The following is a 25,127-nucleotide window of genomic DNA, read 5'->3' as shown; positions in this document are numbered from 1 at the left end:
ATAAACATCCAAATTCGTTTTAATGAGTTTGGATTTTTTTTCCTTACATATGAAGCAAATTTCACTTACAACCACGTTTACTGTTTTTGATTCTATCGATGATTTGAAAACAGCAGACAAAGAATTAATGCAACAAGCTATAGCTGCTAGAAAGAAAGCTTATGCTCCTTATTCTAAATTCACCGTTGGTGCAGCAATACTTTTAGATAATGGACAAGTGGTTTTGGGATCTAACCAAGAAAACGCTGCTTATCCATCGGGTTTATGTGCGGAACGAGTGGCTATTTTTTACGCTGGAGCCAATTATCCTGAGGCTAAAATTGTAAAGCTGTACATTACGGCTTCTCCAGAAGATAGAGATTTAGATCAGCCAATTCCACCATGTGGTTCCTGTCGACAATCTATTGCGGAATACGAAATTAAACAAGAGGCACCAATAGAAATTTTATTTATGGGAGGAAAAGGAAAAATATACCAATCCGACTCCTTGAAAAATTTACTGCCTTTCATGTTTGATAAAAATTATTTGTAGATTGCTGTGATTTTGATAAATCGTCACAAAAAAACGCAAAATTGATAACAATTAATTTTTTCAATACGGTTCTATGTAGTATTTTTGCTTTTTGTAAAAAAAATACAAGTTTTAGTTTTTGCTCGATAGGAGTATTTCAACTTAATTAACAAACGAATGAAGCCAATAACAAAAGAAGTTTACCTAAAATGGTACGAAGACATGCAGCTTTGGAGAAAATTTGAAGACAGATTAGCTGCTTTATATATCCAACAAAAAGTAAGAGGATTTCTTCATTTATATAACGGTCAAGAAGCGGTTTTAGCTGGGGCTTTACATGCAATGGATTTGTCTAAAGACAAAATGATTACGGCTTATAGAAATCACGTACAACCTATTGGTATGGGTGTGGATCCAAGAAGAGTAATGGCTGAATTATTAGGAAAAGCAACAGGAACATCTCAAGGTTTAGGAGGTTCGATGCATATTTTTTCTAAAGAACACGGTTTTTATGGAGGTCACGGAATTGTTGGAGGTCAAATTCCATTAGGTGCTGGTTTAGCATTTGCAGATAAATATTTTGAAACTGGTGGAGTTACCATGACATATTTTGGTGATGGTGCAGCACGTCAAGGTTCTTTGCATGAAACGTTTAATATGGCTATGTTGTGGAAATTACCAGTAGTTTTCATCGTTGAAAATAACGGTTATGCTATGGGAACTTCAGTTGAAAGAACTGCCAATCATAGCGATATTTGGAAATTAGGTTTAGGTTACGAAATGCCTTGTGGACCAGTTGATGGAATGAATCCAATCAAAGTAGCTGAAGCTATGCATGAAGCTATCGAAAGAGCGCGTCGTGGTGATGGACCAACATTCTTAGAAATGAAAACGTATCGTTACAGAGGTCACTCTATGTCAGATGCGCAACATTACAGAACTAAAGAAGAAGTAGAAGAATACAAAAAAATAGATCCAATTACACAAGTTTTGGATATCATTAAAGAGAACAATTACGCAACAGAAGCAGAAATTGAAGCAATTGACCAAAGAGTGAAAGATTTGGTTGATGAGTGCGAAAAATTTGCTGAAGAATCACCATATCCAGAATTAAGTGTGATGTATGATGTAGTGTACGAACAAGAAAATTATCCATTTTTACCTCATAAATTATAAGCAATATGGCAACAGTAATTACAATGCCGCGTTTGAGCGATACCATGACAGAAGGTACCGTAGCAACATGGCTTAAAAAAGTAGGAGATAAAATCAAAGAAGGCGATATTTTAGCTGAAATTGAAACGGATAAAGCTACAATGGAGTTCGAATCATTTAACGAAGGAACTTTATTGCATATTGGTATACAAGAAGGCGAAACAGCTTCAGTAGATTCTTTATTAGCCATCATTGGAAAAGAAGGAGAAGATATTTCTTCATTGTTAAATGGAGGAAGTGCTCCAGCTGAAACTCAAGAAGAAAAAGTTGAAGTAGAGCCTCAGTCTGTCAAATCGAACGCAGTCGAGATTCCATCCAATGTAAAAGTAGTAACAATGCCTCGTTTGAGCGATACCATGACTGATGGAACTGTGGCAACTTGGTTGAAGAAAGTAGGAGATAAAGTAAGCGAAGGAGATATTTTAGCTGAAATCGAAACGGATAAAGCTACCATGGAATTCGAATCTTTCAATGAAGGAACTTTATTATACGTAGGAATCAATGAAGGTGAATCAGCACCAGTAGATAGTATTTTAGCAATCTTAGGTCCAGAAGGAACAGATGTTTCTGGAATTATTGCCAATTTTAAATCAGGTGGAACTGCTACAGCTCCAAAACAAGAAGAAAAAGCAGTTGCTAAAACAGAAACTACTTCCAACTCCCAACTTCCAACTTCTAACTCAGATAGCAGAATATTCGCATCGCCATTGGCTAAGAAAATTGCTCAAGATAAAGGAATAAACCTTGCTCAAGTAAAAGGTTCAGGTGAAAATGGAAGAATTGTAAAAAGCGATGTTGAAAACTTTACACCTTCTACAGTTTCTAATGCTGTTACTTCGAGTGGAGTAGAGGGTTCTCAAGCTTCATCAACTGTAAAACCATTTGTTCCTGCTGGAGAAACTTTCCAAGAAGAAATCAAAAACTCGCAAATGCGTAAAACCATTGCGCGTCGCTTAGGAGAATCTAAATTTACAGCACCACACTACTACTTAACAATTGAAGTAGCAATGGATGAAGCTATGAAATCTAGAGCTGTAATCAATACCGTTCCAGATACTAAAGTTTCTTTCAATGATATGGTAGTGAAAGCTTGTGCTATGGCATTGAAAAAACATCCGCAAGTAAATTCGCAATGGAGAGAAGATGCGATGATAATCAATCACCATGTAAATATTGGTGTTGCAGTAGCTGTGGAGGATGGTTTGGTAGTTCCAGTTTTAAACTTTACAGACCAAATGAGTTTATCTCAAATTGGTGCTGCGGTTAAAGATTTGGCTGGAAAAGCTAAAAACAAAAAACTAACACCAGCCGAAATGGAAGGTAGTACTTTTACAGTTTCTAATTTAGGAATGTTTGGTATTCAATCGTTTACTTCGATTATTAATCAACCTAACTCCGCTATTTTATCTGTTGGTGCAATCGAAGAAAAACCAGTAGTAAAAAACGGTCAAATTGTTGTTGGTAACACAATGACAGTTACATTAGCTTGTGATCACAGAACAGTAGATGGTGCAACAGGCGCTCAGTTTTTACAAACATTAAGACAGTTTTTAGAAAACCCAGTTACTATGTTAGCATAATTAACAAAATATAACATTCTAAAATCCCGATATTGTCGGGATTTTTTTATTTTTACTAAAAACTTAAAGGTATGAGAATTTACAGTTATTTGTTGGTGTTTTTGTTGGTCGCTTGTGGAGCCCCAAAAAGTAGTATTACTGCAGAAAATGCTAAAGTAGAGGTTTCATCTGCTGACGTATCCAAAACGCTAAAATTTTTAACTTCCGATGACTTACAAGGAAGAGATACGGGAAGCGAAGGAATTGAAACCGCCGCAGTTTATTTAGAAAACATTCTAAAAGAAAATGGAATTAAACCGTATTTCAAAACCTATCGCGACACACTATCTAATTTCTCAAAACCAGCATATAATGTCGTTGGATTTATAGAAGGAACGGATCCAAAATTAAAGAACGAATTTGTAATTATTGGTGCGCATTACGACCATATTGGTCTAGCTCAAAATGCCGTTGATGGCGATAATATTGTTAATGGAGCGAATGATAACGCAACAGGAACAACTGCAGTTACAGAAGTAGCAAAATATTTTTCGAAAATCAAAAACAACAAAAGAAGTTTGCTGTTTGTGTTCTTTTCAGCTGAGGAAAAAGGATTGTTGGGTTCAAAACATTTGGCAAAAAAACTAAAAGATCAAAACATGAATTTGTATTTTATGTTTAATTTTGAAATGATTGGTGTGCCAATGAAAGACCGTGGAATGGATTTCTATCTTACAGGTTTTGGGAAATCAAATATGGCTGTAAAAATGAATGAATATGCTGGAGAAAAGTTAGTAGGTTATTTGCCAGTTGAAACTCAATATATGTTGTTTAGAGCTTCAGATAATTATCCATTTTTTACTGAATTTGAAGTGCCTGCGCAAACTGTTTCTACTTTCGATTTTGAAAACTTTGATTATTACCACCATCCAAAAGATGAATTTGAATTAATGGATACGAATCATATGGCAAAAGTAATTTCGAAAACTATTCCTGTTTTAGAAAAAATGATTAACGCACCAACTAAAGAAATTCAGCTAAATGGAAAATAAAAATATCATCATCACAGGAACTTCTCGTGGTATTGGTTTTGAATTAGCTTTGCAATTTGCCAATGCTGGTCACCAAGTACTAGCTATTTCTAGAAACACCAAAAAAGAATTGCTAGAACACAGCCATATTTCTTGTTTACCAATTGATATTGCTAACGAAAACGATTTGCTTCAAGTGGCAGATTTTGTGAAAGAAACTTGGCAAAATAAAGTCGATATTCTGATTCACAACGCGGGTCTATTGGTCAACAAACCTTTCGAAAATCTTTCTTTTTCGGATTTTGAACAAGTGTATAAAGTCAATGTTTTTGCAGTAGCTGAACTGACTCGAATTTGCATTCCGTTCATGAAAAAAGGAAGTCATGTAGTAACTATAAGTTCTATGGGTGGCATTCAAGGTAGTATGAAATTCGCAGGATTAGCGGCATATTCGTCAAGTAAAGGAGCTGTAATTACGCTTTCAGAATTACTAGCAGAAGAATACAAAGAGCGAGGAATTGCATTCAATGTTTTAGCACTAGGAGCAGTAAATACCGAAATGTTACAAGAAGCATTTCCAGGTTACGAAGCGCCACTTTCAGCCAAAGAAATGGCTGATTATATGTTTAATTTTGCATTGACTGGAAACAAATATTTCAACGGGAAAGTGCTGCAAGTCAGCTCTTCAACGCCTTAATTGAAATGTCCGACAAATTCGGACAAATGAAATAATGAGTAAGTAATAATTAATGTCAGAAGTTTTACAAAAATATTTGCCTGAACACGCGGTTCAACCTGTTTTTGAGCTAATCAAAGCCAATCACGTGCATTTAAAAATTGTAAATGAACGAGTAACACGTCATGGTGATTATCGAAAAGATGCACAAGGGTATCATTTGATTACGGTAAATGCCAATTTGAATAAATACCGTTTTATGATTACGCTGATTCATGAAATTGCGCATTTAGTAGCTTTTGAAAAATACGGACGATTTATAAAGCCGCATGGTGACGAATGGAAATTAACATTCCAACATTTGATGATTCCTTTTATTCGACCAGAAATTTTCCCTAATCAGTTGTTGCCATTAATAGCTCGACATTTCAAAAATCCAAAAGCTAGTAGCGATACCGATGCCACTTTGTCTTTGGCATTAAAACAATACGACGAAAAAGAATCCGATAAAAGTTATATCTTTGAAATACCGTATGGAAGTCATTTTAGAATTCACAACGGCAAAGTATTTAGAAAAATTGCATTACGAGTCAAACGCTACGAATGCATGGAAATAGCTTCTGGAAGGTTATATTTATTTCAACCTAATGCAGAAGTAGAAGTAGTGCCAAGTTGATTTATTTAAGTAAAAAAATCTTTGCGACTTAGTGACTTAGTGGCAAAAAAAACATAAAAATGAATAAAAATTATTACGCTATATTGATGGCTGGTGGAGTAGGTTCTCGCTTTTGGCCAGTAAGTACAACTGATTTTCCTAAGCAATTTCACGATATGTTGGGAACCGGTGAAACTTTGATTCAAAAAACTTTCAGTCGTTTGTCGCAGTTAATTCCAAAGGAAAATATTTTGATATTGACTAATGAAAGCTATAACGATTTGATTTTGGAACAATTGCCATTGGTAAAACAAGAGCAAATTATTTTAGAACCTGCCATGCGAAACACAGCGCCATGTATTTTGTATGCATCGTTAAAAATAAAAAAACAGAATCCAGATGCACTTATGGTGGTAGCGCCAAGTGATCATTGGATTGAAGATGAGGTGCAATTTTGTGCCAACTTACAACTAGCTTTCGATTTTTGTGAACGTGATGAAAATTTGATGACTTTGGGAATTTTACCAACGTTTCCAAATACGGGTTACGGCTACATTGAATTCGATAAATTGGATTCTCGTCCAATAAAAAAAGTGAAACAATTTAGAGAAAAACCGGATTATCCAACGGCACGTAAATTCATTCAAAGTAGAAATTATTTATGGAATGCAGGAATTTTTATTTGGAGTGTAAAAGCTATTGTACAATCATTTGAACAGTTTCAACCTAAAATGTACGAACATTTCATGAAGGGTTATGAAGTGTACAATACCGAAAAAGAAAAACAATTTATTAAAGAAAATTATCCATTAGCCGAAAATATTTCAATTGATTATGCGGTAATGGAAAAAGCAGAAAATGTATTTGTTTTACCAGCAACTTTCGATTGGAACGATTTAGGAACTTGGGGTTCGTTGTACGATAAATTACCAAAAGACGAACAAGATAACGCTGTTGTAAATGCAAAAGTGCTATTAGAAAACGCCTCAAACAACATCATAAGAACTGACGGAAAAAAACTAGTAGTGATTGATGGAATTTCAGATTATATTATAGTGGATAGAGATAATGTGCTTTTGATTTATCCCAAAAATAAAGAACAAGATATTAAAAAGATAACTGCAAAACTTTAAGTTTTATGGAGAACAATAAAGGCACATTTAAGGAAGTAGTATTGTCTGTAAAGAGATTTTTAGGTGAAATTTTTAATATTTCAGAAGATACTGATGTGCAAGCAACAATTTTAGATGTAAAAGCAGGAATTCCAATAAAGGGACAAACGGCTTGGGTACTAATTTTCTCCATTTTAATTGCGTCTGCGGGTTTAAACACCAGTTCTCCAGCAGTAGTTATTGGAGCCATGTTAATTTCACCATTAATGGGGCCAATTATGGGAGTTGGGCTTTCGTTAGGAATTAACGATATTTATTTATTACGTAAAGCGCTTAAGAATTTTGGTATTATGGTTGCACTTAGTATTGCTACTTCGTTCCTTTACTTTAGTATTCCAGTTTTTCAACATGAAACGCCTGAGTTAATTGCAAGAACAGGACCTGATGTTCGTGATGTAATTATTGCTTTCGCTGGAGGTTTGGCCTTAATCATTGCTTTTAGTAGAAGAGCTAAACAATATACAACAATCGCTGGAGTTGCTATTGCAACAGCTCTTATGCCACCATTATGTACCGCAGGATATGGATTAGCCACTGCAAAATGGGAATTCTTTGGTGGCGCCATTTTTTTATTTTCAATCAATACCATTTTTATTGCATCTGCTACTTTTCTAATTGTTAGATTTTTAAAATTCCCAATGGAAGAGTATTTGGATTCCAAACGAGAAAAGTTTATTTCTAATATCGTCTATATTGCTTCATTTATAATTTTAATTCCAAGTATTTTTTTCTTTTATAAACTGTATAAAAAAACGGAATATGAGCAAACTATATCTACATTTATTGAAAAGCAAAAAGAAACTAAAGGCGTGTTGATTTTTGATATAGATAAGGATTACAATAAGAACGAAGTTTCGTTTGCTGTTATTGGTAATAAAATTAGTCAAGCAGATTTAGATAGTTTAAAAACTGCTTTGAACAAAAAAGGTTATTCAGATGTTAAAATAAATATTTTGAAGGATTATCATGAAGGAGAAACTTTAAAAAAACTAAATGAGATTGAAAAAGTGTACATGGCTTCGCAACAAATAATGGAAGATAAATTCCCAATTTTAAATTCTTTTGATCAAATTGTAAATGAAGTAAAAGTACTTAACTCGGATATCGAATCGATTTCTTATGGAAGAATATTAAAATCTAATTTTAGTAAAACCGATACTATTCCAACGTTTTTTGTTAAGTGGAAAGCTAATATAACATCAGAAATGACAATTGAAAAAAAGAAAACTTTAGAGAATTGGCTACGAGTTAAAACCAACAATAATAATGTTTTAGTTAAAATCGAAGAGTAATTTTTTACAAATTATCTTCTTCCAAATACATTTTTCGTACTTTTTTGAATAACTCTGATGAATATACAAAGTCGGTTACAGCGGCATTATCCGTTTTAAAGATTTCTCTTTTGGAGCCTTCCCATTCCAATAAACCATTTTTAAGAAATACGATTTTCTCGCCAATCTCCATCACCGAGTTCATGTCGTGTGTGTTGATAACCGTTGTGATGTTATACTCTTCAGTAATTTCTTGAATCAAATTATCAATTACAATAGCTGTTTTTGGGTCTAATCCCGAATTAGGTTCGTCACAAAACAAATATTTTGGATTATTCACAATAGCTCTAGCAATTGCCACACGTTTTTGCATTCCTCCTGAAATTTCCGAAGGTTTTTTATGGTTGGCATCCACTAAATTTACACGATTAATTACAATATTTACGCGTTCTTTAATTTCTTCCGTAGTTTTATTGGTAAACATTTTTAATGGAAAACCCACGTTTTCCTCTACAGTCATGGAATCAAACAAAGCACTTCCTTGAAAAACCATACCAATTTCAGTACGTAATTCTCTTTTTTCGTCTTTGTCTAATTCAGAATAAATCCTGCCATCAAAAGAAATGGTTCCAACTTCTGGCGTATGAATGCCTAATAAGCTCTTCAGAAAAACCGTTTTTCCTGAACCACTTTGACCAATAATCAAATTGGTTTTTCCAGCTTCAAATAAGGTAGAGATTCCTTTTAACACTTTTTGATCTCCAAATGTTTTTTCTAAGTTTTTTACTTCTATCATTAGCTTAAAAGGAGTTGCGTTAATATATAATTCACTAAAATAATCACTACCGATGTCCAAACAAAAGAAACCGTACTTGCTTTACCTACTTCCAATGCACCACCTTTCATATAAAATCCATGAAATGACGGAATAGTAGCCAAAATCATAGCAAAAGAAATCGTTTTTATAAAAGCATATGCAATATGAAACGGAATGAAATCTTCTTGTAATCCCGTGATAAACTCCGGACTTGAAGCAAAACCACCATAAACAGCAGCAATCCAACCGCCCAAAATTCCAAGAAACATACTTAAACTAATAACAAACGGATATAAAAGTAAGGCAATTATTTTCGGAAAAACTAAATAATTTACAGCATTCACTCCCATAACTTCCAATGCATCAATTTGTTCCGTAACGCGCATGGTGCCAATACTTGATGTAATGAACGAACCCATTTTTCCCGCCATGATGATGGAAATGAACGTTGGAGCAAACTCTAAAACAACCGATTGTCTGGTAGCAAACCCAATTAAATACTTTGGAATTAACGGATTGGTTAAGTTTAAAGCCGTTTGAATCGCCACAACGCCGCCCACGAAAAAGGAAATAAAAGAAACAATACCGAGGGAATCAATGATTAAATCATCAATTTCTTTTAAGATTAATTGTTTCATCATGCTCCATTTTGTAGGCTTGCTAAAAACTTCTTTTAGCATAATGAAATAGCGACCAATTTGTGATAAATAGCGAATGAGCATCATATTTTTAGTGTTCAGTGAACAGTTTATAGTAGACAGTAAAAGTACTATTTTTTATGCAAACATTAATTTAATTTTTAAATTCTATACCAATTTTAAAAGCATTTTGTCTTTCAATTAAGTAATTATATAGATTCCAAATTGCTGTTTCGCCTTGATGTAAATACCTGAAATAAGGAATAATTGGATTGTTTTTTGATACACCAATGGTTGTGATTCCTGGCGGATTATTAAATCCTAAAGTATCATAATCTTCTGTACTTAAATTCTTTATTGTAACGAAAATCCCGTTTGACGGAAATTCAAATTGCTCTGCTTCTGAAAGCTCTAAAACAGCATAATCGTTATTTTTTTGGCACGAAATAATAAAGCTTTCCTGAAATATTTTCTCTTTGGGAACGCCGTAAACAGCATCAACCGTGTAAAAATTCACTTCTATTGGACTGTATTTAGCATTTTTTCTTCGATTTGACTTTTTTGTTTCAAAACTTTCAATTACTTTATAATCATTGGTATACACTTTTACTCTTTTAATAATTTCAGCTGCTTTCTTTTCATTTGGAAAATAAAGCGCAATTTCTACATTTCTTCCAATGGGGCTACTTTTGCCAAAATTTTCCGGTAAAATATTTCGTAAATTGCTTTTCGGAAATAAAGTATGGGTTAGCTTTTCATGTTTTTTATTTCCAATTAACTCAATATTGTTAAGCTCATTAATTGTTTCTTCTAAAAACAAAGTGTCTTTCTCTATCCAATTTTCAAAGGTTTTTTTGTTGAAATTTAAATGTCTAATGGAAATGGTTTTGTTCCAATCTTCTTTTTGAATGTAAACGTGTCCCAAACTATCAGAAATATATCTTGGTAAATTTTCTATAAGAAGAATCGCATCCTCAATTGGTTGTTTTGATTCAGAAGCAATTGTTAGTTTTTTCTGAGCTACTATTGGAATTGAAAATAGAAATAGTAATAGCAGTTTTTTCATTATCAAAATAGTTTTTCTTTAATTTTTCTCCAGCGATACTTCCTAACAAATATCGCTTGCTCCGGAGTAACTAACATAGTTTTGTTTTCTCTTTTCGCTTTCCAAAAACCTTTGATGTAATCTAGGAATAATAAAGGTTTTCCTTTTCGCATGGCTAGTTTTAATGAAGCAATGGCGGTGATTAAAAAGCCGTAACCTAAAGTGTAAAATGCTTCGCCTTGTTTGTAACGAGCTATTTTATTGTAGTTGGCTCCTGTTGGTTTTAAGTGTTTTATATGTAAACTTTCGTCGGTTTTTATTTTCCAATGGTAGAATTTGCAAAGTAATTCGTCTACAGTGTCCCAACCCATTTGTGCTTGCAATCCACCAATTTGTTGGAAGGTTTCTTTTCGGTAAGCTTTCAAAGCACCACGAATATGGTCTTTATCGGTTAAGTTTTCTAAAATCCAATGACCATTTTGCTCCACATAACAAAAACCACCCGCCATTCCAATTTTTTCATCAGATTCAAAATGTTTGATTATGGTTTCAATATAATTGGAAGGAAAAATTAAATCGGCATCAAATTTGGCAATGAAATCATAATCGTCATTAATATGCTGTAAACCTTCTTGAAACGCTTGAATAACCTTGCTTCCAGGTAAATGAATAGCATCGGATTTTTTGGTAACCAAAGAGATAAATTCGTGTTTTTCAGCATAATTTTGAACAATTGCAGCCGTTTCATCTGTAGAATTGTCATCCACTACAATGATTTTGGAAGGCAACAAACTTTGGTTCACAAGCGACTCTAAAGTGAGTCCAAGGAATTGCGCTTCGTTATGAGCTGGAATTATTATATAAAATTTCATGCGAATTCGAATATTTACATACAAATATCTTTATTTTTGTTGGGGAAAATGCTTTTTCCCTAAAATAAATTTTACAATCATGTACGAGAACACCTATCCAGACAAGCGCTTTCAAATTACTATGGATTTTTTGCAAAAACACGTTTCTAAATCGGAACGCATTTTAGATTTGGGCGTGAGTAATCCGTTGTCAAAAATCATGGAGAAAGAAGGTTTTTCAGTGCAAAATACTTCTGGAGAAGATTTGGATTTGGATCAATCGGCGTTGCAAAACGAATCGTATGAGGTTTTTACAGGATTTGAAATTTTCGAACATTTATTAAATCCTTTCACGGTTTTGAATGCCGTAACTTGCGATAAATTGCTGATTTCTGTTCCGTTAAAATTGTGGTTTGCTAATGCTTATCGAAGCAAAACCGACAAATGGGATCGTCATTATCACGAATTTGAAGATTGGCAATTGGATTGGTTGTTAGAAAAAACAGGTTGGAAAATTGTCGACAGTGTGCAATTCACGCATCCAGTAAAGAAAATTGGTTTTAGACCTTTATTGCGTTATTTTACACCACGATATTATTTGGTTTATGCTGAAAAAATAAAATAAACGCATCGATACAAAAAACACATACAAGCAAACGTTTTGGTTTACCTTAATTAATTATTTGGGTATAGCTATTGGTGTGGTTTCTACACTTTTTATTTATCCCAAAGACACTGAATTTCTAGGAATTATCCGTTATATCGATGGAGCGGCTCAGTTGTTGTATCCGGTTTTGGTTTTTGGAGCGGCACAAACTATGATTCATTTTTATCCCATTGTAAGCAATTCCAATAAACATTTATTGTTCAAATACGGATTATTCACCATTTTAATCATGGGTTTATTGGTTAGTTCGTTGTTGATTTCGGGCTATTTTTTGTTGGATTACGAGAATTATATGTATTTGCTTTTGGCTTTACCACTAACAGTTATGCTAGCTTTGGTAGAACTTTTTAAGCGACAAGCTACGAATTTGCAAAAATTAGCGGTTCCCACTTTTTACGAAAAAATTATTCCAAAAGTAGCTTTGCCATTGGTTTTTCTTTTGTTTTTGAGTCACTATTTGTCGCTTTTTGGAAGTATTTGGGTTTATATATTTTCCTATATTTTCTTGATGGTTTTGATGGGGATTTATGTGTTTAAAAACATGCAATTCACTTTTGATTTCAACTTCAAACCTTTGTTTGCTGAGGTTTCTAAAAAATCGTATTACCAATACAGTTTGTATGTTTTTGCAGGAAGTTTTGGTTCGTTTTTTGCTTTCAGAGTAGATTCGTTGATGATTCCAGAGTTTCTGTCTTTTGATTCGGCTGGAATTTATAATATTGGTGTTACTTTGGCATCGTCTATCGCCATTCCTGCAACGGGATTATTTGCGCTTTATGCTCCAGTGGTTTCCAATTATATTAAAACCAATGATATTACAGCATTAGGAATGAAATACCGAGAAACTTCCAAATTGTTGTTTTTTATTGGAGCCGTTTTCTTTGGAAGTGTTGTGGTTGGAGTAGAATCGCTTTTTGAATTGATGCCGAGCAAGGAAAAATTGGTTCAAGCTATTCCAATTATTTATGTTTTGGGAGCCAATGTTTTAGTGAATATGGCAACAGGTTTTAACACCGAAATCATCAATTATTCCAATTATTTCAAGTTCAATTTGCAAGCGATTTTGACTTTGGTTTTTGTGAATGTGGGACTGAATTTATTCTTCTTAACTCAAACCGAATTAGGAATTTTAGGTGTTGCTTATGCTTCGTTAATCGCTATGACCATTTTTAACATAGCCAAAACGTATTTCATTTATACCAAATTTCAAATATTGCCATTCGACAACAGTTTCTTTAAACTTTTTCTGTTATTAACCGTCTTGGTTTTGGTTATTTATTTCCTTCCAAATACTTCCAATTTATGGTTGAACGTTTGTGCTAAAACGATTTCCTTTGGATTATTGGCAGTGATTTTAACATACCAATTTAAACTGGTTTTCAGTGTGAATGAATGGGTTGATAAACTGCTTCGAAAATTTAATATTGGTAGATAAATGCATTAATATTCATTCCCGCACCAACTGAAGCAAACAAAAGAATATCCCCTTTTTCAATTTTATGATTTTCTACTTCATCATTTAAAATTAAATCATAAAGAGTTGGAACCGTTGCCACGCTTGAGTTTCCTAGTTTATGAATACTCATTGGCATAATATCTTTCGGCGTGTCCATTTTGTAGCGTTTGTAAAAGCGATTTACGATAGCTTCATCCATTTTTTCATTGGCTTGATGAATTAAAATTTTCTTCAAACTAGTTATGGGAATACCACTTTTTTCTAAACAAGATGCCATCGCTTGGGGAACGTTGCTCAAAGCAAATTCGTAAATTTTTCTACCATACATTTTGATATAGCGAATGTTTTCATCTTCATCTTTGTTGAATGAATTTCCGAAATACAAGTATTTGGCCTCATCAAAAGAATACGTTGCAGATTCATGTGCTAAAATTCCGCCAGGTTCATCAGTTGCTTCGATGATGGCAGCACCAGCACCATCCGAATAAATCATAGAGTCTCTATCGTGTTTGTCTACTACTCTAGACAAGGTTTCGGAACCAATAACCAAGCATTTTTTTGCCATACCAGCTCTAATAAAAGCTTGGGCTTGAATGACGCCTTCAATCCAACCAGGACAACCAAATAATACGTCATAAGCAACGCATTTTGGGTTTTTAATTTGTAATAAATATTTAACTCTAGTGGCTAAACTTGGAACTGTATCTGATTGAATAGTATGACTTTTAATATCGCCATAATTGTGAGCAAAAATGATATAATCTAAAGTTTCTGGATCAATTTTTGAAGATGCAATAGCTTTTTTAGCAGCAATAAATGCCATGTCTGAATTTACCATGTCATCGGAAGCATAACGACGCTCTAAGATTCCGGTAATTTCAACAAACTTTTCTGCAATAATATCGTTGGATAAATTAAAATTACTTCCATCTTCATTCAAAAACTCGTGCTTAGCAAAATCGGAATTGGTCACTTTTTCCGTTGGGATGTAACTTCCAGTTCCAGTTATCTTGATATTCATAGTATTCAGGTTTTAATAACGAAATTATTAATTATTTTTTAACATTTGCCTTAATTCTCCTAATTATTTCTTCAAATTATTGAAATGTTAGTTTCTGACTTGAAATTTGCGAAATTATACTTTTTTTGTTGTTTTATTGCGAAAACTTTATTTGCATAATGGTTGCCATACTTAGAGCTTGCGTTTTCATTTGTTCGGCATATTTTCCTGCAAAATGGTTATCAATTGTTGCGTTGAAATGATTTAACCATGTTTCAAAATGTTCTTTTTTGAAAGCATGTTTTTCATGAACCTCTTTGTGAATCGAAAACATATTATTAAAGTAACCCCCTTTTAAAAATAACGATTGCTCCCAAAACGTAGCCAATATTTCAAAGTGCTCTTCTAAATGTTGGTCAACGGTAGTGACTTTCGTAAAGAAAAAATTAATGGAAGCATCGGCTAAAAGTTTATCGTAAAACTTGCGCATGATTAATAAGATGTCTTCTCTTGTTTCGATGTCGTTCATTTTTTTTGGGTAATGGGTTAAAGGTGATTGGTAATAGGAGAAAAAAAGGTTCCAAATTAAAAAATTTGAAACCTTCTATATCAACTTTGTATTTTCAACTTTGTACTTCGTACTTTGAATTACATGTAAGCTTCAATCGGCGCACAAGAACAAACTAAATTTCTATCTCCATACGCTTCATCTACACGACGAACCGTTGGCCAGAATTTGTTTTCAGCAATATATTCCAATGGGAAAGCAGCTTGTTCTCTTGTATATGGGAAATTCCAATCGTTTGCTGTTGCCATAGCCAAAGTGTGCGGTGCATTTCTTAAAATATTGTTTGCATCTTCTTTACTTGAAGCTTCAATTTCTTTACGAATTGAAATCATAGCGTCACAAAAACGATCTAATTCTGCTAAATCTTCCGATTCTGTTGGTTCAATCATTAATGTCCCGGCTACTGGGAAAGAAACCGTTGGAGCATGGAAACCATAATCCATTAAACGTTTTGCAATATCGGTTACTTTGATTCCTTTTTCTTCGAAAGCTCTACAATCTAAAATCATTTCGTGAGCCGCTCTTCCCATTTCTCCAGAATATAAAACTGGATAATGTGCTTCTAGACGCGCTTTCATGTAGTTTGCATTTAAGATAGCGTATTTAGTAGCATTGGTTAAACCTTCAGCTCCTAACATGGTGATGTAACCATAAGAAATCAAACAAACTAATGCCGAACCATAAGGAGCTGATGAAATAGCAGTAATTGCTTGATTTCCTCCTGTTGGTATAATTGGATTGGTTGGTAAGAAAGGAACTAATTTTTCGTTTACACAAATTGGTCCAACACCAGGTCCTCCGCCACCGTGAGGAATAGCGAAAGTTTTGTGTAAGTTCAAGTGACAAACATCAGCACCAATAGTGGCTGGATTAGTTAAACCAACTTGTGCATTCATATTCGCACCATCCATATAAACCAAACCACCATTATCGTGAATGATTTTTGTGATTTCGATAATAGCACTTTCAAAAACTCCGTGTGTTGATGGATACGTTACCATCAAAGCCGATAAGTTATCTTTGTGTAAGATTGCTTTAGCTCTTAAATCTTCTACATCGATATTTCCATTATCCATGGTTTTTGTTACGATGATTTCCATTCCTGCCATAGCTGCAGAAGCTGGGTTAGTTCCGTGAGCAGAAGCTGGAATTAAACATACATTTCTGTGGTTATCGCCTCTTGATAAATGGTAAGCACGAATCGCCATTAAACCTGCGTATTCACCTTGAGCACCTGAATTTGGTTGTAACGTTGTTCCTTGGAAACCTGTTACTACATTCAATTGCTGCTCTAATTTTTTCAACATGATTTGGTAACCTTCTGCTTGTTCAATAGGAGCAAAAGGGTGAATGCTGTTCCAATTTGCCATTGATAAAGGTAACATTTCAGCAGCAGCATTTAATTTCATGGTACAAGAACCTAATGAAATCATCGAGTGATTCAACGATAAATCTTTACGTTCTAATTTTTTGATATAACGCATCAATTGCGATTCTGAATGATGGTTGTTGAAAACCTCATGTTGTAAGAAAGTTGAGGTTCTTACTAAGTTTTCAGGAACCATTACGTCATTCGCTAATTGACTAACAGTAATTTTGTCTTTTCCAATAGCTTCAGCAAAAATAGCGATGATTTGGTTGATGTCATTTACAGAAGTCGTTTCGTTAAATGAAATCGAAACCGTTTCTGCATCTGGATAGAAGAAGTTTACTTCATGTTTCTCAGCAATTGCTTTTACTTTAGCTGCATCTGATTTTACCAAAATTGTATCAAAGAAAGCAGAATTCGTTTGGTAAACACCCAATTTATTTAAAGCATCGGCAGTTGTAACCGCAGAAGCATGTACTTTGTTAGCAATATATTGTAAACCTTTTGGTCCGTGAAAAACAGCGTACATTCCAGCCATAACGGCTAATAAAACTTGTGCTGTACAAATGTTAGAAGTTGCTTTTTCACGTTTGATATGTTGCTCACGAGTTCCTAATGCCATGCGTAACGCACGGTTTCCGTTTACATCGATAGAAACACCGATGATTCTTCCAGGCATTGAACGTTTGTATTCTTCTTTCGTTGCGAAATAGCCAGCGTGTGGACCACCATAACCCATTGGAATTCCAAAACGTTGTGTAGTACCAACAACAACCGCAGCTCCCATTTCACCTGGAGAAGTTAATTTTGCTAACGATAAAATATCTGCAGCAACCGCTACTTTAATTTCATTTTCTGCTGCTTTTGCAATAAATCCTGCATAGTCATAAACTTGACCATATTTTCCTGGATATTGTAAAATTGCACCGAAGAAATCCGTTGAAAAATCAAATGTTTCGTGATTTCCAACTACTAATTCTATGTTTAATGGAGTGGAACGTGTTTGTAAAACCGATAAGGTTTGTGGTAAAATTTCTTCCGAAACGAAGAATTTCTTCACGTTATTTTTCTTTTGATCGCGCGTTCTTACATCAAAAAGTAATGCCATTGCTTCTGCAGCAGCTGTTCCTTCATCTAGCAAAGACGCGTTGGCGATTTCCATTCCTGTTAATTCGATAACGGTTGTTTGGAAATTCAAAATCGCTTCTAAACGACCTTGTGCAATTTCTGCTTGATACGGTGTGTAAGCCGTGTACCATCCTGGGTTTTCAAAAATATTTCTTTGAATAACCGCTGGAACAATTGCTGGGTGATAACCCAATCCAATGTATGATTTGAATACTTTATTTTTCTTTCCTAATTCTTGAATGTGATTTAGGTACTCGTATTCGGTCATAGGAGCATCTAAATTTAATTCATTTTTTAGACGAATGTCATTTGGAATGGTTTCGAAAATTAATTGGTCGAAAGATTCTACACCAACCGTTTTAAACATGTGATTTAAGTCACTCTCACGAGGCCCTAAATGTCTCAAAGCGAATGCATCTGTTCTCATTTACTAAAAAGTGTATAAGTGGATTTTTATGTGTTGTTTTGGACAACAAAAGTAATTATTAATCTTGTAATTTTTTATTTTTATAATGGGATTTTTTGTGATTTTATCAACTAATTTGAAGTCTTATTAACAGATTGATTAATTTTGTTGAATGTATTATTTCAAACGTTTTGCCGATTTTTGTATTGATAGTAGTATTCTAGTGGCTTTTGCTGCTTTTGCATTTCTGCAACTCACGGTTTTAAGGTTAAACATAAGTATTTCTAGTGAATTGCAATTTTTTGTTTTTTTTGGAACGCAAGCTTCTTATACATTTATAAAGTATTTTAGCTTTTTTAGTCGCGGTATTGAAAAGTGGAACTCATTCAAACGATTTTTGTTCGCATTCAGTTTTTTTTCCTTTTGTATAGCTGGATATTGCTTTTTTGATTTAAATGGATCAATGCGAATAATTGCAGTCTTTAGTTTACTTGTAATATTGCTTTACACTTTTCCTTTCTCTATTGGTTATAATTCGGGTCGGGAATGGGTTGGTTTAAAAGTGTTTTTGGTTGTTTTGAGTTGGACATTAGTAACTTATGTTCTACCGGTTTTTACATTGGAACAAGAATTTTCACTTGAAATCTTTTTTCTTGGATGCCAACGATTTTTCTTAATTTATGGCTTAATGTGTATTTTTGAAATTGTTGATTTACAGTTTGATAATCAATTATTACAAACCTTACCCCAGCGAATAGGAGTGAAGTGGACAAAACTTTTTTCTTTCTTTTGGTTGTCTCTTTTTCTTATTATCGAGATTTATTTTTACTCCAATCAGTTTTCATGGATCAATCTTTCTTTTTTATTTATTATTTTACTTTTTCTGTTTTTTGTAAAGGAAAATAGTTCTAGATATTTTTCTGATTTTTGGTTAGAAAGCGTGCCGATTTTGTGGTGGTTGGTGTTGGTTTTCTGATAATTCTTTTAAAATCGAATTTCTATAAATTATGAAATTTGATAGATGACTTTTCAAGATAATTTTATCAAATAGTTTCCCAATAAAACCAAAAGGCGTTTCATATTCCAAAATATCAGTCATTATCGTTTGATTTTCTTTTTGTTGAAAAATATGTTGGTGTTTGAAACTTTTAAAATGACCTTTTAATTGTTCGTCAACGAAATAGTTTGGAAAATCCATTTCAGAAATAATGCTTTCATGTTGAATGTATATACCAAAATGTTTTCCTTTCCAAGTCACGGTTTCTCCTTTATTAATTAATCCTGAAGTTCTTCCAGCAATTGCTTTCTCGTTTGTTTTACTTGCTGAATATTGGTGGATGTCTATATTTCTTGAATTATTGAAAACAATTTCAATGGGTGCGTTGATTGTTGTTGTGATTTTTATTTGTGTCATTGTTTTCGATTTAAATCCTAACAGGTTTCAAAAACCTGTTAGGATTGTTTAAATTAAATTTTCAAAAGTTTTATCTAAATCACCAAATTCAAACTCAAAACCATTTTCAGTTAATCGTTTTGGAACAACATTTCTACTTTTTAATACTAATTCTGTTTCTGTTTTGATGATTTTTGCTCCCAATTCTAACATTGATTTTGAAATGGGTAGTCCAAATGGAATTCCAATTGCTTTTTGAAGTTTTTTCATGAAAGCTTCATTTTGAATGGGTTTTGGAGAAACAACATTAATGCTTCCAGAAAGTTCCTTTTCGATTATAAATTCGATTGCTCTTGCGTAATCTTTTTCGTGAATCCAGCTTATGAATTGTTTTCCGTTCCCATTTTTTCCTCCTAATCCAAATTGTGTTAACTTTTTTAAAGGAATAAAAGCGCCTCCATCTTTTCCAAGAACAATCGAAGTTCTAATCGCTGTTTTTATTGTTTTTGGAGTTTCGACTTCATAAAATGTTTTTTCCCATGATTTGGCTACATTCATTGAAAAATCATTACCAATTTCTCCTGTATATTCATCCATTTCTTTATCTTTCGAATGGCGATAAATGGTTGCAGTTGATGAGTTTATGAAATGTTTTGGGGGATTTTCACATTGTAAAATGGCTTCGTTTAAAATTTTAGTACTATCAATTCTTGAAGCTAAAATTTCGGCTTTATTTTTTTCTGTATATCTACAATCAACCGATTTTCCAGCTAAGTTTATGACAACATCTGCGTTTTCCACTTCTTTTTCCCAACCCGAAAATGTTTTCGCATCCCAATTTACATATTTGATTTGTTTCTTAATTTCAGATTTTCCTCTGGTAAGAATTACAATTTCTTCAAATTTGTTCTTGAAATGTTGCATTAAAACGTTTCCTAAAAAGCCTGTTCCTGCTGCGATGATTAACTTTCTCATATTATTTATTATTTTAAACTTTCAGAAATAATTGAAAGTTTTAGTTAAATTTTTTTAATTCTATTTAATTCGTTCTTTGTTATTGTTTTTTATTGGTCTCATTGAATAGTTTTTTATAGTGTTGTTTTTAAGATGTTTAAAAAACTATTTCATTATTTTAACCACTAATTTTGCCAACCAATTGTCTTTGTATTCTGTGATTTTATCCAAAACGTTATCGGCTTTTAATACGAAATCGTATAATTTTGTGGTTTGGTCTACAAAATGTTTTTCGGCTTCTGTGTTGTCTGATTGAATAGAAGAAACTTCTTTTAAAACTTTCAATGCTGGTTTAATTTCGCGTTTGCTTCGTTCTCTTGAAATTTTTACGGCCAATTCGTCTAAATCTTTTTCAGCTGTGAAAAATTCACGTCTTTCGCCCGCTTTGTATTCTTTGTAAACGATTCCCCAATCCATTAACGCTCTCAAATTCATAGAAGCATTACCGCGCGAAATTTGTAATTCTTCCATAATGTCTTCCATAGAAACAGCTTCGTGCGAAACCATCAACAACGCATGAATCTGTGCCATGGTTTTGTTAATGCCCCATTGAGAACCTAAAGCTCCCCATGTTTGTACGAATTTATTTTTTGCTTCTTTGAATTCCATGAGACAAATGTACAACAAAGTTTTTAAAGTTTCAAAAAAAAATGAAAGTTTATTTTTAAAAGAAACCGAAGTGATTAATTTCGGTTTCTAAATATCTAAAATTCTGACAATCTAAATCAACCCAGCCCTTTTCAATAACGCCTCCACTTTCGGTTCCTGACCTCTAAATTTTTTATACAATTCCATTGGTAATTCCGTGCCGCCTTTTGAAAGTACGTTTTCTTTGAATTTGGTTGCTACTTCTTTATTGAAAATGCCATTTTCTTGGAAATAAGCAAACGCATCAGCATCCAAAACTTCCGCCCATTTGTAACTATAATATCCCGATGAATAACCGCCTTGGAAAATATGTGAAAACGAAGTACTCATGCAATTTTCAGCTACATCTGGATATAAATTGGTGCCTTCCATCGCTTGTTTTTCAAAAGCTTTTACATCATCAATAGTTTGCGATTTTCCATGATACGTCATGTCTAAAATTCCGAAACTTAATTGGCGTAATGTTGCCATTCCTTCTAAGAAACTGGCACTTTCTTTGATTTTTTCTACATATTGTTGCGGAATAATTTCACCCGTTTCGTAATGTTTGGCAAATAAAGCCAACGCTTCGGGTTCGTAACACCAGTTTTCCATCACTTGACTTGGTAATTCCACAAAATCCCAATAAACAGAGGTTCCTGATAAACTTGGATAAGTCGTATTGGCTAACATACCATGTAACGCGTGCCCAAATTCGTGAAACAATGTTGTTACTTCGTTAAAAGTCAATAACGATGGTTTCGTTTCCGTTGGCGGTGTAAAATTACAAACGATTGAAACATGTGGTCTTTCGTTAATTCCGTCCTTTATATATTGTGGTTTGTAGGAAGTCATCCAAGCGCCGTTTCGTTTTCCTTTTCTAGGGAAGAAATCCGAATAGAAAACAGCCACTAATTGTCCTTCGAAATCCAATACTTCAAAGGTTTGCACATCTTCGTGGTATTTGTCAATATCAAAAACTTCTTTAAATGTAATTCCGAATAATTTTTCAGCGATTGTGAATGCTCCGTTCAACACGTTTTCCAATTTGAAATAGGGTTTCAATAACTCATCATCCAAACTGAATAATTTTTGTTTCAATTTTTCCGAATAATAAGCGCCATCCCATTTTTCTAATTTGTCAATACCATCCAACTCTTTTGCGAAAGCAGTTAATTCAGCAAATTCTTTTTCAGCAGCAGGTTTTGCTTTTTCCAACAAATCATTCAAAAACGATTGTACTTTTTCAGGATTTTGCGCCATTCGTTCTTCCAAAACAAAATGCGAATGCGATTGATAACCTAATAAATTCGCACGTTTGTGACGCAATTCTACAATGCGTTTTACGTTTTCTTTATTGTCGAATTCATTATCTTGAAACGCTTTTTTTCCAGCAGCAATTGCAATTTCTTTTCTTAATTCACGATTTTCAACATAGGTTACAAAAGGCAAATAACTTGGGAAATCCAAAGTAAAAACCCAACCATCTAAATTCTTAGATTTTGCCAAACTCGCCGCCATTTCTTTGGCACCATCAGGTAAACCTTTTAAATCAGCTTCGTTGGTGATGTGCAATTGATATTTATTGGTTTCTGCCAAAACATTTTCTCCGAAAGTCAGTTTTAGTTTGGCTAATTCGGTATCAATTTCGCGTAGTTTTAATTTGTCTTCTTCATTAAGTAAGGCTCCATTTCTAGAAAAACCTTTAAATTTTTTATCTAATAAAGTAGCTTGTTCGGTAGTTAAATTCAAAGTGTCTTTTTGATCATAAACGGCTTTTACTCGTTTAAACAAATCTTCATTTAAAGCAATATCGTTACTGAATGCAGTAATCAATGGAGAAACTTCCTGTGCGATTTTTTGCATTTCATCACAAGTTTCGGCCGAATTCAAATTGAAGAAAATCGATGACAATCTATCCAATTTTTCACCTGAAAAATCCAAAGCTTCAATTGTATTAGAAAAAGTTGGTAATTCGGAGTTGTTTACGATGCTATCGATTTCAGTACGAGCAAGTTCGATCGTTTTTTCGAATGCTTCCTTGTAATCTGTAAGTTTTATTTGATTAAATGGCGCGGAATTGTGTTTTGTTTCAAATTTTTCCAAAAAAAGTTGCATATAATTTTGTATTTATCGGTAAAGTGTATATTTTTGTCGACGAAATGATGTAAAAACATCCTTTTTGTCCCAAATCAGAAAGAGTAGAATTTTTTTTATAGTTGTCACTTAATTGTGAGTGGAAATCCCGAGCTTGTATTAGTTCGGGATTTTCTGCTTTTTATTTCAATCCTTCAGAAGCTTTTAAAACCACTTGTTTTAATCCTTCTTTGTAAGCGATAATTTTATCCAAAACGCACTTATCATGACTTCCAATAATTTGTGCGGCTAAGATGCCAGCATTTTTAGCTCCGTTTAAAGCTACGGTTGCTACAGGAACACCACCAGGCATTTGTAAAATAGATAAAACTGAATCCCAACCATCAATAGAATTACTAGATTTCACTGGAACGCCAATCACAGGAAGTGGTGACATTGAAGCAACCATTCCAGGTAAATGAGCCGCACCACCAGCACCAGCAATAATTACTGAAATGCCTCTTTCGTGCGCATTTTTACTGAAATCAAATAATTTTTCAGGTGTTCGGTGTGCCGAAACAATATCAACTTCAGTTTCAATATCAAATCCTTTTAATATGTCAATGGCTTCCTGCATTACTGGCATATCCGAAATACTTCCCATGATGATGGCTACTTTACTCATACGTCTTATTTTTTTGAACACAGATTTCACAGATTATCACAGATTTAATTTATGCTAATCTGTGAAATCTGTGTTTATTTTACTTCACTAATTACTCTTATACTATTCTTCACTTCCTCCGCAATTCTTCTCGCTTCCGTCATATCTTCATTTACAATCGTAACGTGTCCCATTTTTCGGAAAGGTCTTGTTTCTCTTTTTCCGTAAATGTGAGGTGTTACGCCGTCGATTGCCATAATTTTTTCTATGTTTTCGTAAATAACTTGTCCGGAATAACCTTCTTCACCAACCAAATTTACCATAATTCCAGCAACTTTGCTATCGGTATTTCCTAAAGGTAAATCTAAAATTGTACGAATATGATTTTCAAATTGGGAAGTATAACTTGCTTCAATTGAATAATGTCCAGAATTATGGGGTCTTGGTGCCACTTCATTAACCAAAATTTCATCATCTTCAGTTTGGAACATTTCCACAGCCAATAAACCAACATGATTAAAAGCTTGTGAAACTTTTAAGGCAATTTCTGTAGCTTTTTTTGCTACTTTTTCATCAATTCGAGCGGGACAAACAACATATTCCACTTGATTGGCTTCAGGATGAAATTCCATCTCGACTACAGGATAGGTTTTTACTTCACCTGAAACCGAACGTGCCACAATTATGGCCAATTCATTTTTGAATGGAACCAATTGTTCGGCAATACATTCCACTTCAGGTAATTTTACCAAATCTAATGCAGAGCGACAAATTTTTACGCCATTGCCATCATAGCCAAATTGTGCCGATTTCCATACAAACGGAAAATTCAATTCGTCTTTTTCAAGTGATTTTCTTAAATCGAAAATATCTACAAATCGTTGGTGAGCAGATGTTGGTATACCGTTGGCTACATAAAAGTCTTTTTGACGTCCTTTGTTTTGAATCAAACGCAACGTTTTTGGTGACGGATAAATAGGTAAACCTTCTTCTTCTAATTTATCTAAAGCGTCTAAATTTACATTTTCAATTTCGATGGTTAACAAATCGACCATATTGCCAAATTCGTAAACGGTGTCAAAATCTAGCAAAGCACCTTTAAAAAAACCGTTACAACCATATCTTGCTGGGGCTTCTTCGTTTGGTTCTAAAACCAAGGTTTGGATATCAAATTTTCTGGTTTCGGTCAGGAGCATTTTTCCTAATTGACCGCCACCTAAAATCCCTAATTTAAAATCAGATGAAAAATAGTTCATTTGTGTTGTGTTGTTGTTCGTGTCGCAAAGATACTCAGACAATTGATAATTAACAATTGATA

At 33.7% G+C, this 25,127-nt stretch carries 23 protein-coding genes; 10 read left to right on the top strand and 13 right to left on the bottom strand.

The genetic code is table 11. From position 1 onward, the window contains the following. Nucleotides 1-49: 49 nt before the first annotated feature. The 8 genes from cdd to DPN68_RS09760 all read left to right on the top strand — a co-directional run bounded on the left by cdd (nucleotide 50) and on the right by DPN68_RS09760 (nucleotide 8,111). Nucleotides 50-532: a cytidine deaminase gene (gene cdd / locus DPN68_RS09795; RefSeq protein WP_113989477.1), complete on the top strand. Its 483-nt coding sequence runs from the start codon at nucleotides 50-52 to the stop codon at nucleotides 530-532. Between the two features lie 156 nt (nucleotides 533-688). Then, nucleotides 689-1,687: a pyruvate dehydrogenase (acetyl-transferring) E1 component subunit alpha gene (gene pdhA, locus DPN68_RS09790; RefSeq protein WP_113989476.1), complete on the top strand. Its 999-nt coding sequence runs from the start codon at nucleotides 689-691 to the stop codon at nucleotides 1,685-1,687. A 5-nt stretch (nucleotides 1,688-1,692) separates the two neighbouring features. Continuing rightward, on the top strand, nucleotides 1,693-3,306 hold the full coding sequence (locus DPN68_RS09785) for a pyruvate dehydrogenase complex dihydrolipoamide acetyltransferase (RefSeq protein WP_113989475.1): 1,614 nt from the start codon (nucleotides 1,693-1,695) through the stop codon (nucleotides 3,304-3,306). 71 nt (nucleotides 3,307-3,377) lie between these two features. Beyond that, on the top strand, nucleotides 3,378-4,337 hold the full coding sequence (locus DPN68_RS09780; RefSeq protein WP_113989474.1) for a M28 family peptidase: 960 nt from the start codon (nucleotides 3,378-3,380) through the stop codon (nucleotides 4,335-4,337). Next, nucleotides 4,327-5,013: an SDR family NAD(P)-dependent oxidoreductase gene (locus DPN68_RS09775; protein WP_113989473.1), complete on the top strand. Its 687-nt coding sequence runs from the start codon at nucleotides 4,327-4,329 to the stop codon at nucleotides 5,011-5,013. The genes DPN68_RS09780 and DPN68_RS09775 overlap by 11 nt, the downstream gene beginning before the upstream one ends. Before the next feature lie 52 nt (nucleotides 5,014-5,065). Next, the gene (locus DPN68_RS09770; RefSeq protein WP_113989472.1) at nucleotides 5,066-5,668 is read left to right on the top strand and encodes a SprT-like domain-containing protein; all 603 of its coding nucleotides are present in this window, start codon (nucleotides 5,066-5,068) and stop codon (nucleotides 5,666-5,668) included. A 59-nt stretch (nucleotides 5,669-5,727) separates the two neighbouring features. After that, on the top strand, nucleotides 5,728-6,780 hold the full coding sequence (locus DPN68_RS09765) for a mannose-1-phosphate guanylyltransferase (protein ID WP_113989471.1): 1,053 nt from the start codon (nucleotides 5,728-5,730) through the stop codon (nucleotides 6,778-6,780). A 5-nt stretch (nucleotides 6,781-6,785) separates the two neighbouring features. Beyond that, a complete protein-coding gene (locus DPN68_RS09760) occupies nucleotides 6,786-8,111 on the top strand; it encodes a DUF389 domain-containing protein (protein ID WP_113989470.1) in 1,326 nt (441 codons plus the stop codon). 4 nt (nucleotides 8,112-8,115) lie between these two features. Here DPN68_RS09760 and DPN68_RS09755 read toward each other — a convergent pair whose 3' ends face one another. The 4 genes from DPN68_RS09755 to DPN68_RS09740 form a co-directional block, all read right to left on the bottom strand. Continuing rightward, nucleotides 8,116-8,886, bottom strand: a complete 771-nt coding sequence (locus DPN68_RS09755) for an ABC transporter ATP-binding protein (RefSeq protein WP_113989469.1) — start codon at nucleotides 8,884-8,886, stop codon at nucleotides 8,116-8,118. Then, nucleotides 8,886-9,632, bottom strand: a complete 747-nt coding sequence (locus DPN68_RS09750; RefSeq protein ID WP_113989468.1) for an MlaE family ABC transporter permease — start codon at nucleotides 9,630-9,632, stop codon at nucleotides 8,886-8,888. The genes DPN68_RS09755 and DPN68_RS09750 overlap by 1 nt, the downstream gene beginning before the upstream one ends. 67 nt (nucleotides 9,633-9,699) lie before the next feature. Further along, the gene (locus tag DPN68_RS09745; protein WP_113989467.1) at nucleotides 9,700-10,611 is read right to left on the bottom strand and encodes a hypothetical protein; all 912 of its coding nucleotides are present in this window, start codon (nucleotides 10,609-10,611) and stop codon (nucleotides 9,700-9,702) included. A 2-nt stretch (nucleotides 10,612-10,613) separates the two neighbouring features. Continuing rightward, complete coding sequence (locus DPN68_RS09740) at nucleotides 10,614-11,462, bottom strand: glycosyltransferase (protein ID WP_113989466.1); 849 nt, start codon at nucleotides 11,460-11,462, stop codon at nucleotides 10,614-10,616. A gap of 79 nt (nucleotides 11,463-11,541) precedes the next feature. Here DPN68_RS09740 and DPN68_RS09735 point away from each other — a divergent pair, with 79 nt between their 5' ends. Further along, nucleotides 11,542-12,066: a methyltransferase domain-containing protein gene (locus tag DPN68_RS09735; protein ID WP_113989465.1), complete on the top strand. Its 525-nt coding sequence runs from the start codon at nucleotides 11,542-11,544 to the stop codon at nucleotides 12,064-12,066. 58 nt (nucleotides 12,067-12,124) lie between these two features. Beyond that, complete coding sequence (locus DPN68_RS09730; protein ID WP_113989464.1) at nucleotides 12,125-13,543, top strand: MATE family efflux transporter; 1,419 nt, start codon at nucleotides 12,125-12,127, stop codon at nucleotides 13,541-13,543. Here DPN68_RS09730 and DPN68_RS09725 read toward each other — a convergent pair. The 9 genes from DPN68_RS09725 to DPN68_RS09680 all read right to left on the bottom strand — a co-directional run bounded on the left by DPN68_RS09725 (nucleotide 13,527) and on the right by DPN68_RS09680 (nucleotide 25,065). After that, nucleotides 13,527-14,585, bottom strand: coding sequence for a 3-oxoacyl-ACP synthase III family protein (locus DPN68_RS09725; RefSeq protein WP_113989463.1), 1,059 nt, complete (start codon nucleotides 14,583-14,585; stop codon nucleotides 13,527-13,529). The two genes, DPN68_RS09730 and DPN68_RS09725, sit on opposite strands and share 17 nt — an antisense overlap. Before the next feature lie 133 nt (nucleotides 14,586-14,718). Next, the gene (locus tag DPN68_RS09720) at nucleotides 14,719-15,093 is read right to left on the bottom strand and encodes a group III truncated hemoglobin (RefSeq protein ID WP_113989462.1); all 375 of its coding nucleotides are present in this window, start codon (nucleotides 15,091-15,093) and stop codon (nucleotides 14,719-14,721) included. A 119-nt stretch (nucleotides 15,094-15,212) separates the two neighbouring features. Continuing rightward, complete coding sequence (gene gcvP / locus DPN68_RS09715; RefSeq protein ID WP_113989461.1) at nucleotides 15,213-18,056, bottom strand: aminomethyl-transferring glycine dehydrogenase; 2,844 nt, start codon at nucleotides 18,054-18,056, stop codon at nucleotides 15,213-15,215. Between the two features lie 910 nt (nucleotides 18,057-18,966). Further along, a complete protein-coding gene (locus DPN68_RS09705) occupies nucleotides 18,967-19,449 on the bottom strand; it encodes an SRPBCC family protein (protein ID WP_113989459.1) in 483 nt (160 codons plus the stop codon). Nucleotides 19,450-19,497: 48 nt separating this feature from the next. Beyond that, nucleotides 19,498-20,403 carry a TIGR01777 family oxidoreductase gene (locus DPN68_RS09700; protein ID WP_113989458.1) on the bottom strand — a complete coding sequence of 302 codons (906 nt, stop codon included), beginning with the start codon at nucleotides 20,401-20,403 and terminating at the stop codon, nucleotides 19,498-19,500. A gap of 144 nt (nucleotides 20,404-20,547) precedes the next feature. Further along, nucleotides 20,548-21,051 carry a GbsR/MarR family transcriptional regulator gene (locus DPN68_RS09695; RefSeq protein WP_113989457.1) on the bottom strand — a complete coding sequence of 168 codons (504 nt, stop codon included), beginning with the start codon at nucleotides 21,049-21,051 and terminating at the stop codon, nucleotides 20,548-20,550. 111 nt (nucleotides 21,052-21,162) lie between these two features. Further along, on the bottom strand, nucleotides 21,163-23,187 hold the full coding sequence (locus tag DPN68_RS09690) for a M3 family metallopeptidase (protein WP_113989456.1): 2,025 nt from the start codon (nucleotides 23,185-23,187) through the stop codon (nucleotides 21,163-21,165). Between the two features lie 160 nt (nucleotides 23,188-23,347). Next, a complete protein-coding gene (purE, locus tag DPN68_RS09685; protein ID WP_113989455.1) occupies nucleotides 23,348-23,830 on the bottom strand; it encodes a 5-(carboxyamino)imidazole ribonucleotide mutase in 483 nt (160 codons plus the stop codon). A 74-nt stretch (nucleotides 23,831-23,904) separates the two neighbouring features. Continuing rightward, on the bottom strand, nucleotides 23,905-25,065 hold the full coding sequence (locus DPN68_RS09680) for a 5-(carboxyamino)imidazole ribonucleotide synthase (protein WP_113989454.1): 1,161 nt from the start codon (nucleotides 25,063-25,065) through the stop codon (nucleotides 23,905-23,907). Nucleotides 25,066-25,127 lie beyond the last annotated feature (62 nt).

Origin of the sequence: Flavobacterium tibetense, from assembly GCF_003293845.1 — a bacterium.
Lineage (GTDB): Bacteria > Bacteroidota > Bacteroidia > Flavobacteriales > Flavobacteriaceae > Flavobacterium > Flavobacterium tibetense.
Note: the sequence above shows the minus strand (reverse complement) of the source record. Positions and strands in the feature narration are given on the sequence as shown.

Bases quoted from the DNA above. Each gene is read 5' to 3' on its own strand.
- cdd (WP_113989477.1), top strand. From the start codon at position 50: ATGAAGCAAATTTCACTTACAACCACGTTTACTGTTTTTGATTCTATC.
- pdhA (WP_113989476.1), top strand. From the start codon at position 689: ATGAAGCCAATAACAAAAGAAGTTTACCTAAAATGGTACGAAGACATG.
- DPN68_RS09785 (WP_113989475.1), top strand. From the start codon at position 1,693: ATGGCAACAGTAATTACAATGCCGCGTTTGAGCGATACCATGACAGAA.
- DPN68_RS09780 (WP_113989474.1), top strand. From the start codon at position 3,378: ATGAGAATTTACAGTTATTTGTTGGTGTTTTTGTTGGTCGCTTGTGGA.
- DPN68_RS09775 (WP_113989473.1), top strand. From the start codon at position 4,327: ATGGAAAATAAAAATATCATCATCACAGGAACTTCTCGTGGTATTGGT.
- DPN68_RS09770 (WP_113989472.1), top strand. From the start codon at position 5,066: ATGTCAGAAGTTTTACAAAAATATTTGCCTGAACACGCGGTTCAACCT.
- DPN68_RS09765 (WP_113989471.1), top strand. From the start codon at position 5,728: ATGAATAAAAATTATTACGCTATATTGATGGCTGGTGGAGTAGGTTCT.
- DPN68_RS09760 (WP_113989470.1), top strand. From the start codon at position 6,786: ATGGAGAACAATAAAGGCACATTTAAGGAAGTAGTATTGTCTGTAAAG.
- DPN68_RS09755 (WP_113989469.1), bottom strand. From the start codon at position 8,886: ATGATAGAAGTAAAAAACTTAGAAAAAACATTTGGAGATCAAAAAGTG.
- DPN68_RS09750 (WP_113989468.1), bottom strand. From the start codon at position 9,632: ATGATGCTCATTCGCTATTTATCACAAATTGGTCGCTATTTCATTATG.
- DPN68_RS09745 (WP_113989467.1), bottom strand. From the start codon at position 10,611: ATGAAAAAACTGCTATTACTATTTCTATTTTCAATTCCAATAGTAGCT.
- DPN68_RS09740 (WP_113989466.1), bottom strand. From the start codon at position 11,462: ATGAAATTTTATATAATAATTCCAGCTCATAACGAAGCGCAATTCCTT.
- DPN68_RS09735 (WP_113989465.1), top strand. From the start codon at position 11,542: ATGTACGAGAACACCTATCCAGACAAGCGCTTTCAAATTACTATGGAT.
- DPN68_RS09725 (WP_113989463.1), bottom strand. From the start codon at position 14,585: ATGAATATCAAGATAACTGGAACTGGAAGTTACATCCCAACGGAAAAA.
- DPN68_RS09720 (WP_113989462.1), bottom strand. From the start codon at position 15,093: ATGAACGACATCGAAACAAGAGAAGACATCTTATTAATCATGCGCAAG.
- gcvP (WP_113989461.1), bottom strand. From the start codon at position 18,056: ATGAGAACAGATGCATTCGCTTTGAGACATTTAGGGCCTCGTGAGAGT.
- DPN68_RS09705 (WP_113989459.1), bottom strand. From the start codon at position 19,449: ATGACACAAATAAAAATCACAACAACAATCAACGCACCCATTGAAATT.
- DPN68_RS09700 (WP_113989458.1), bottom strand. From the start codon at position 20,403: ATGAGAAAGTTAATCATCGCAGCAGGAACAGGCTTTTTAGGAAACGTT.
- DPN68_RS09695 (WP_113989457.1), bottom strand. From the start codon at position 21,051: ATGGAATTCAAAGAAGCAAAAAATAAATTCGTACAAACATGGGGAGCT.
- DPN68_RS09690 (WP_113989456.1), bottom strand. From the start codon at position 23,187: ATGCAACTTTTTTTGGAAAAATTTGAAACAAAACACAATTCCGCGCCA.
- purE (WP_113989455.1), bottom strand. From the start codon at position 23,830: ATGAGTAAAGTAGCCATCATCATGGGAAGTATTTCGGATATGCCAGTA.
- DPN68_RS09680 (WP_113989454.1), bottom strand. From the start codon at position 25,065: ATGAACTATTTTTCATCTGATTTTAAATTAGGGATTTTAGGTGGCGGT.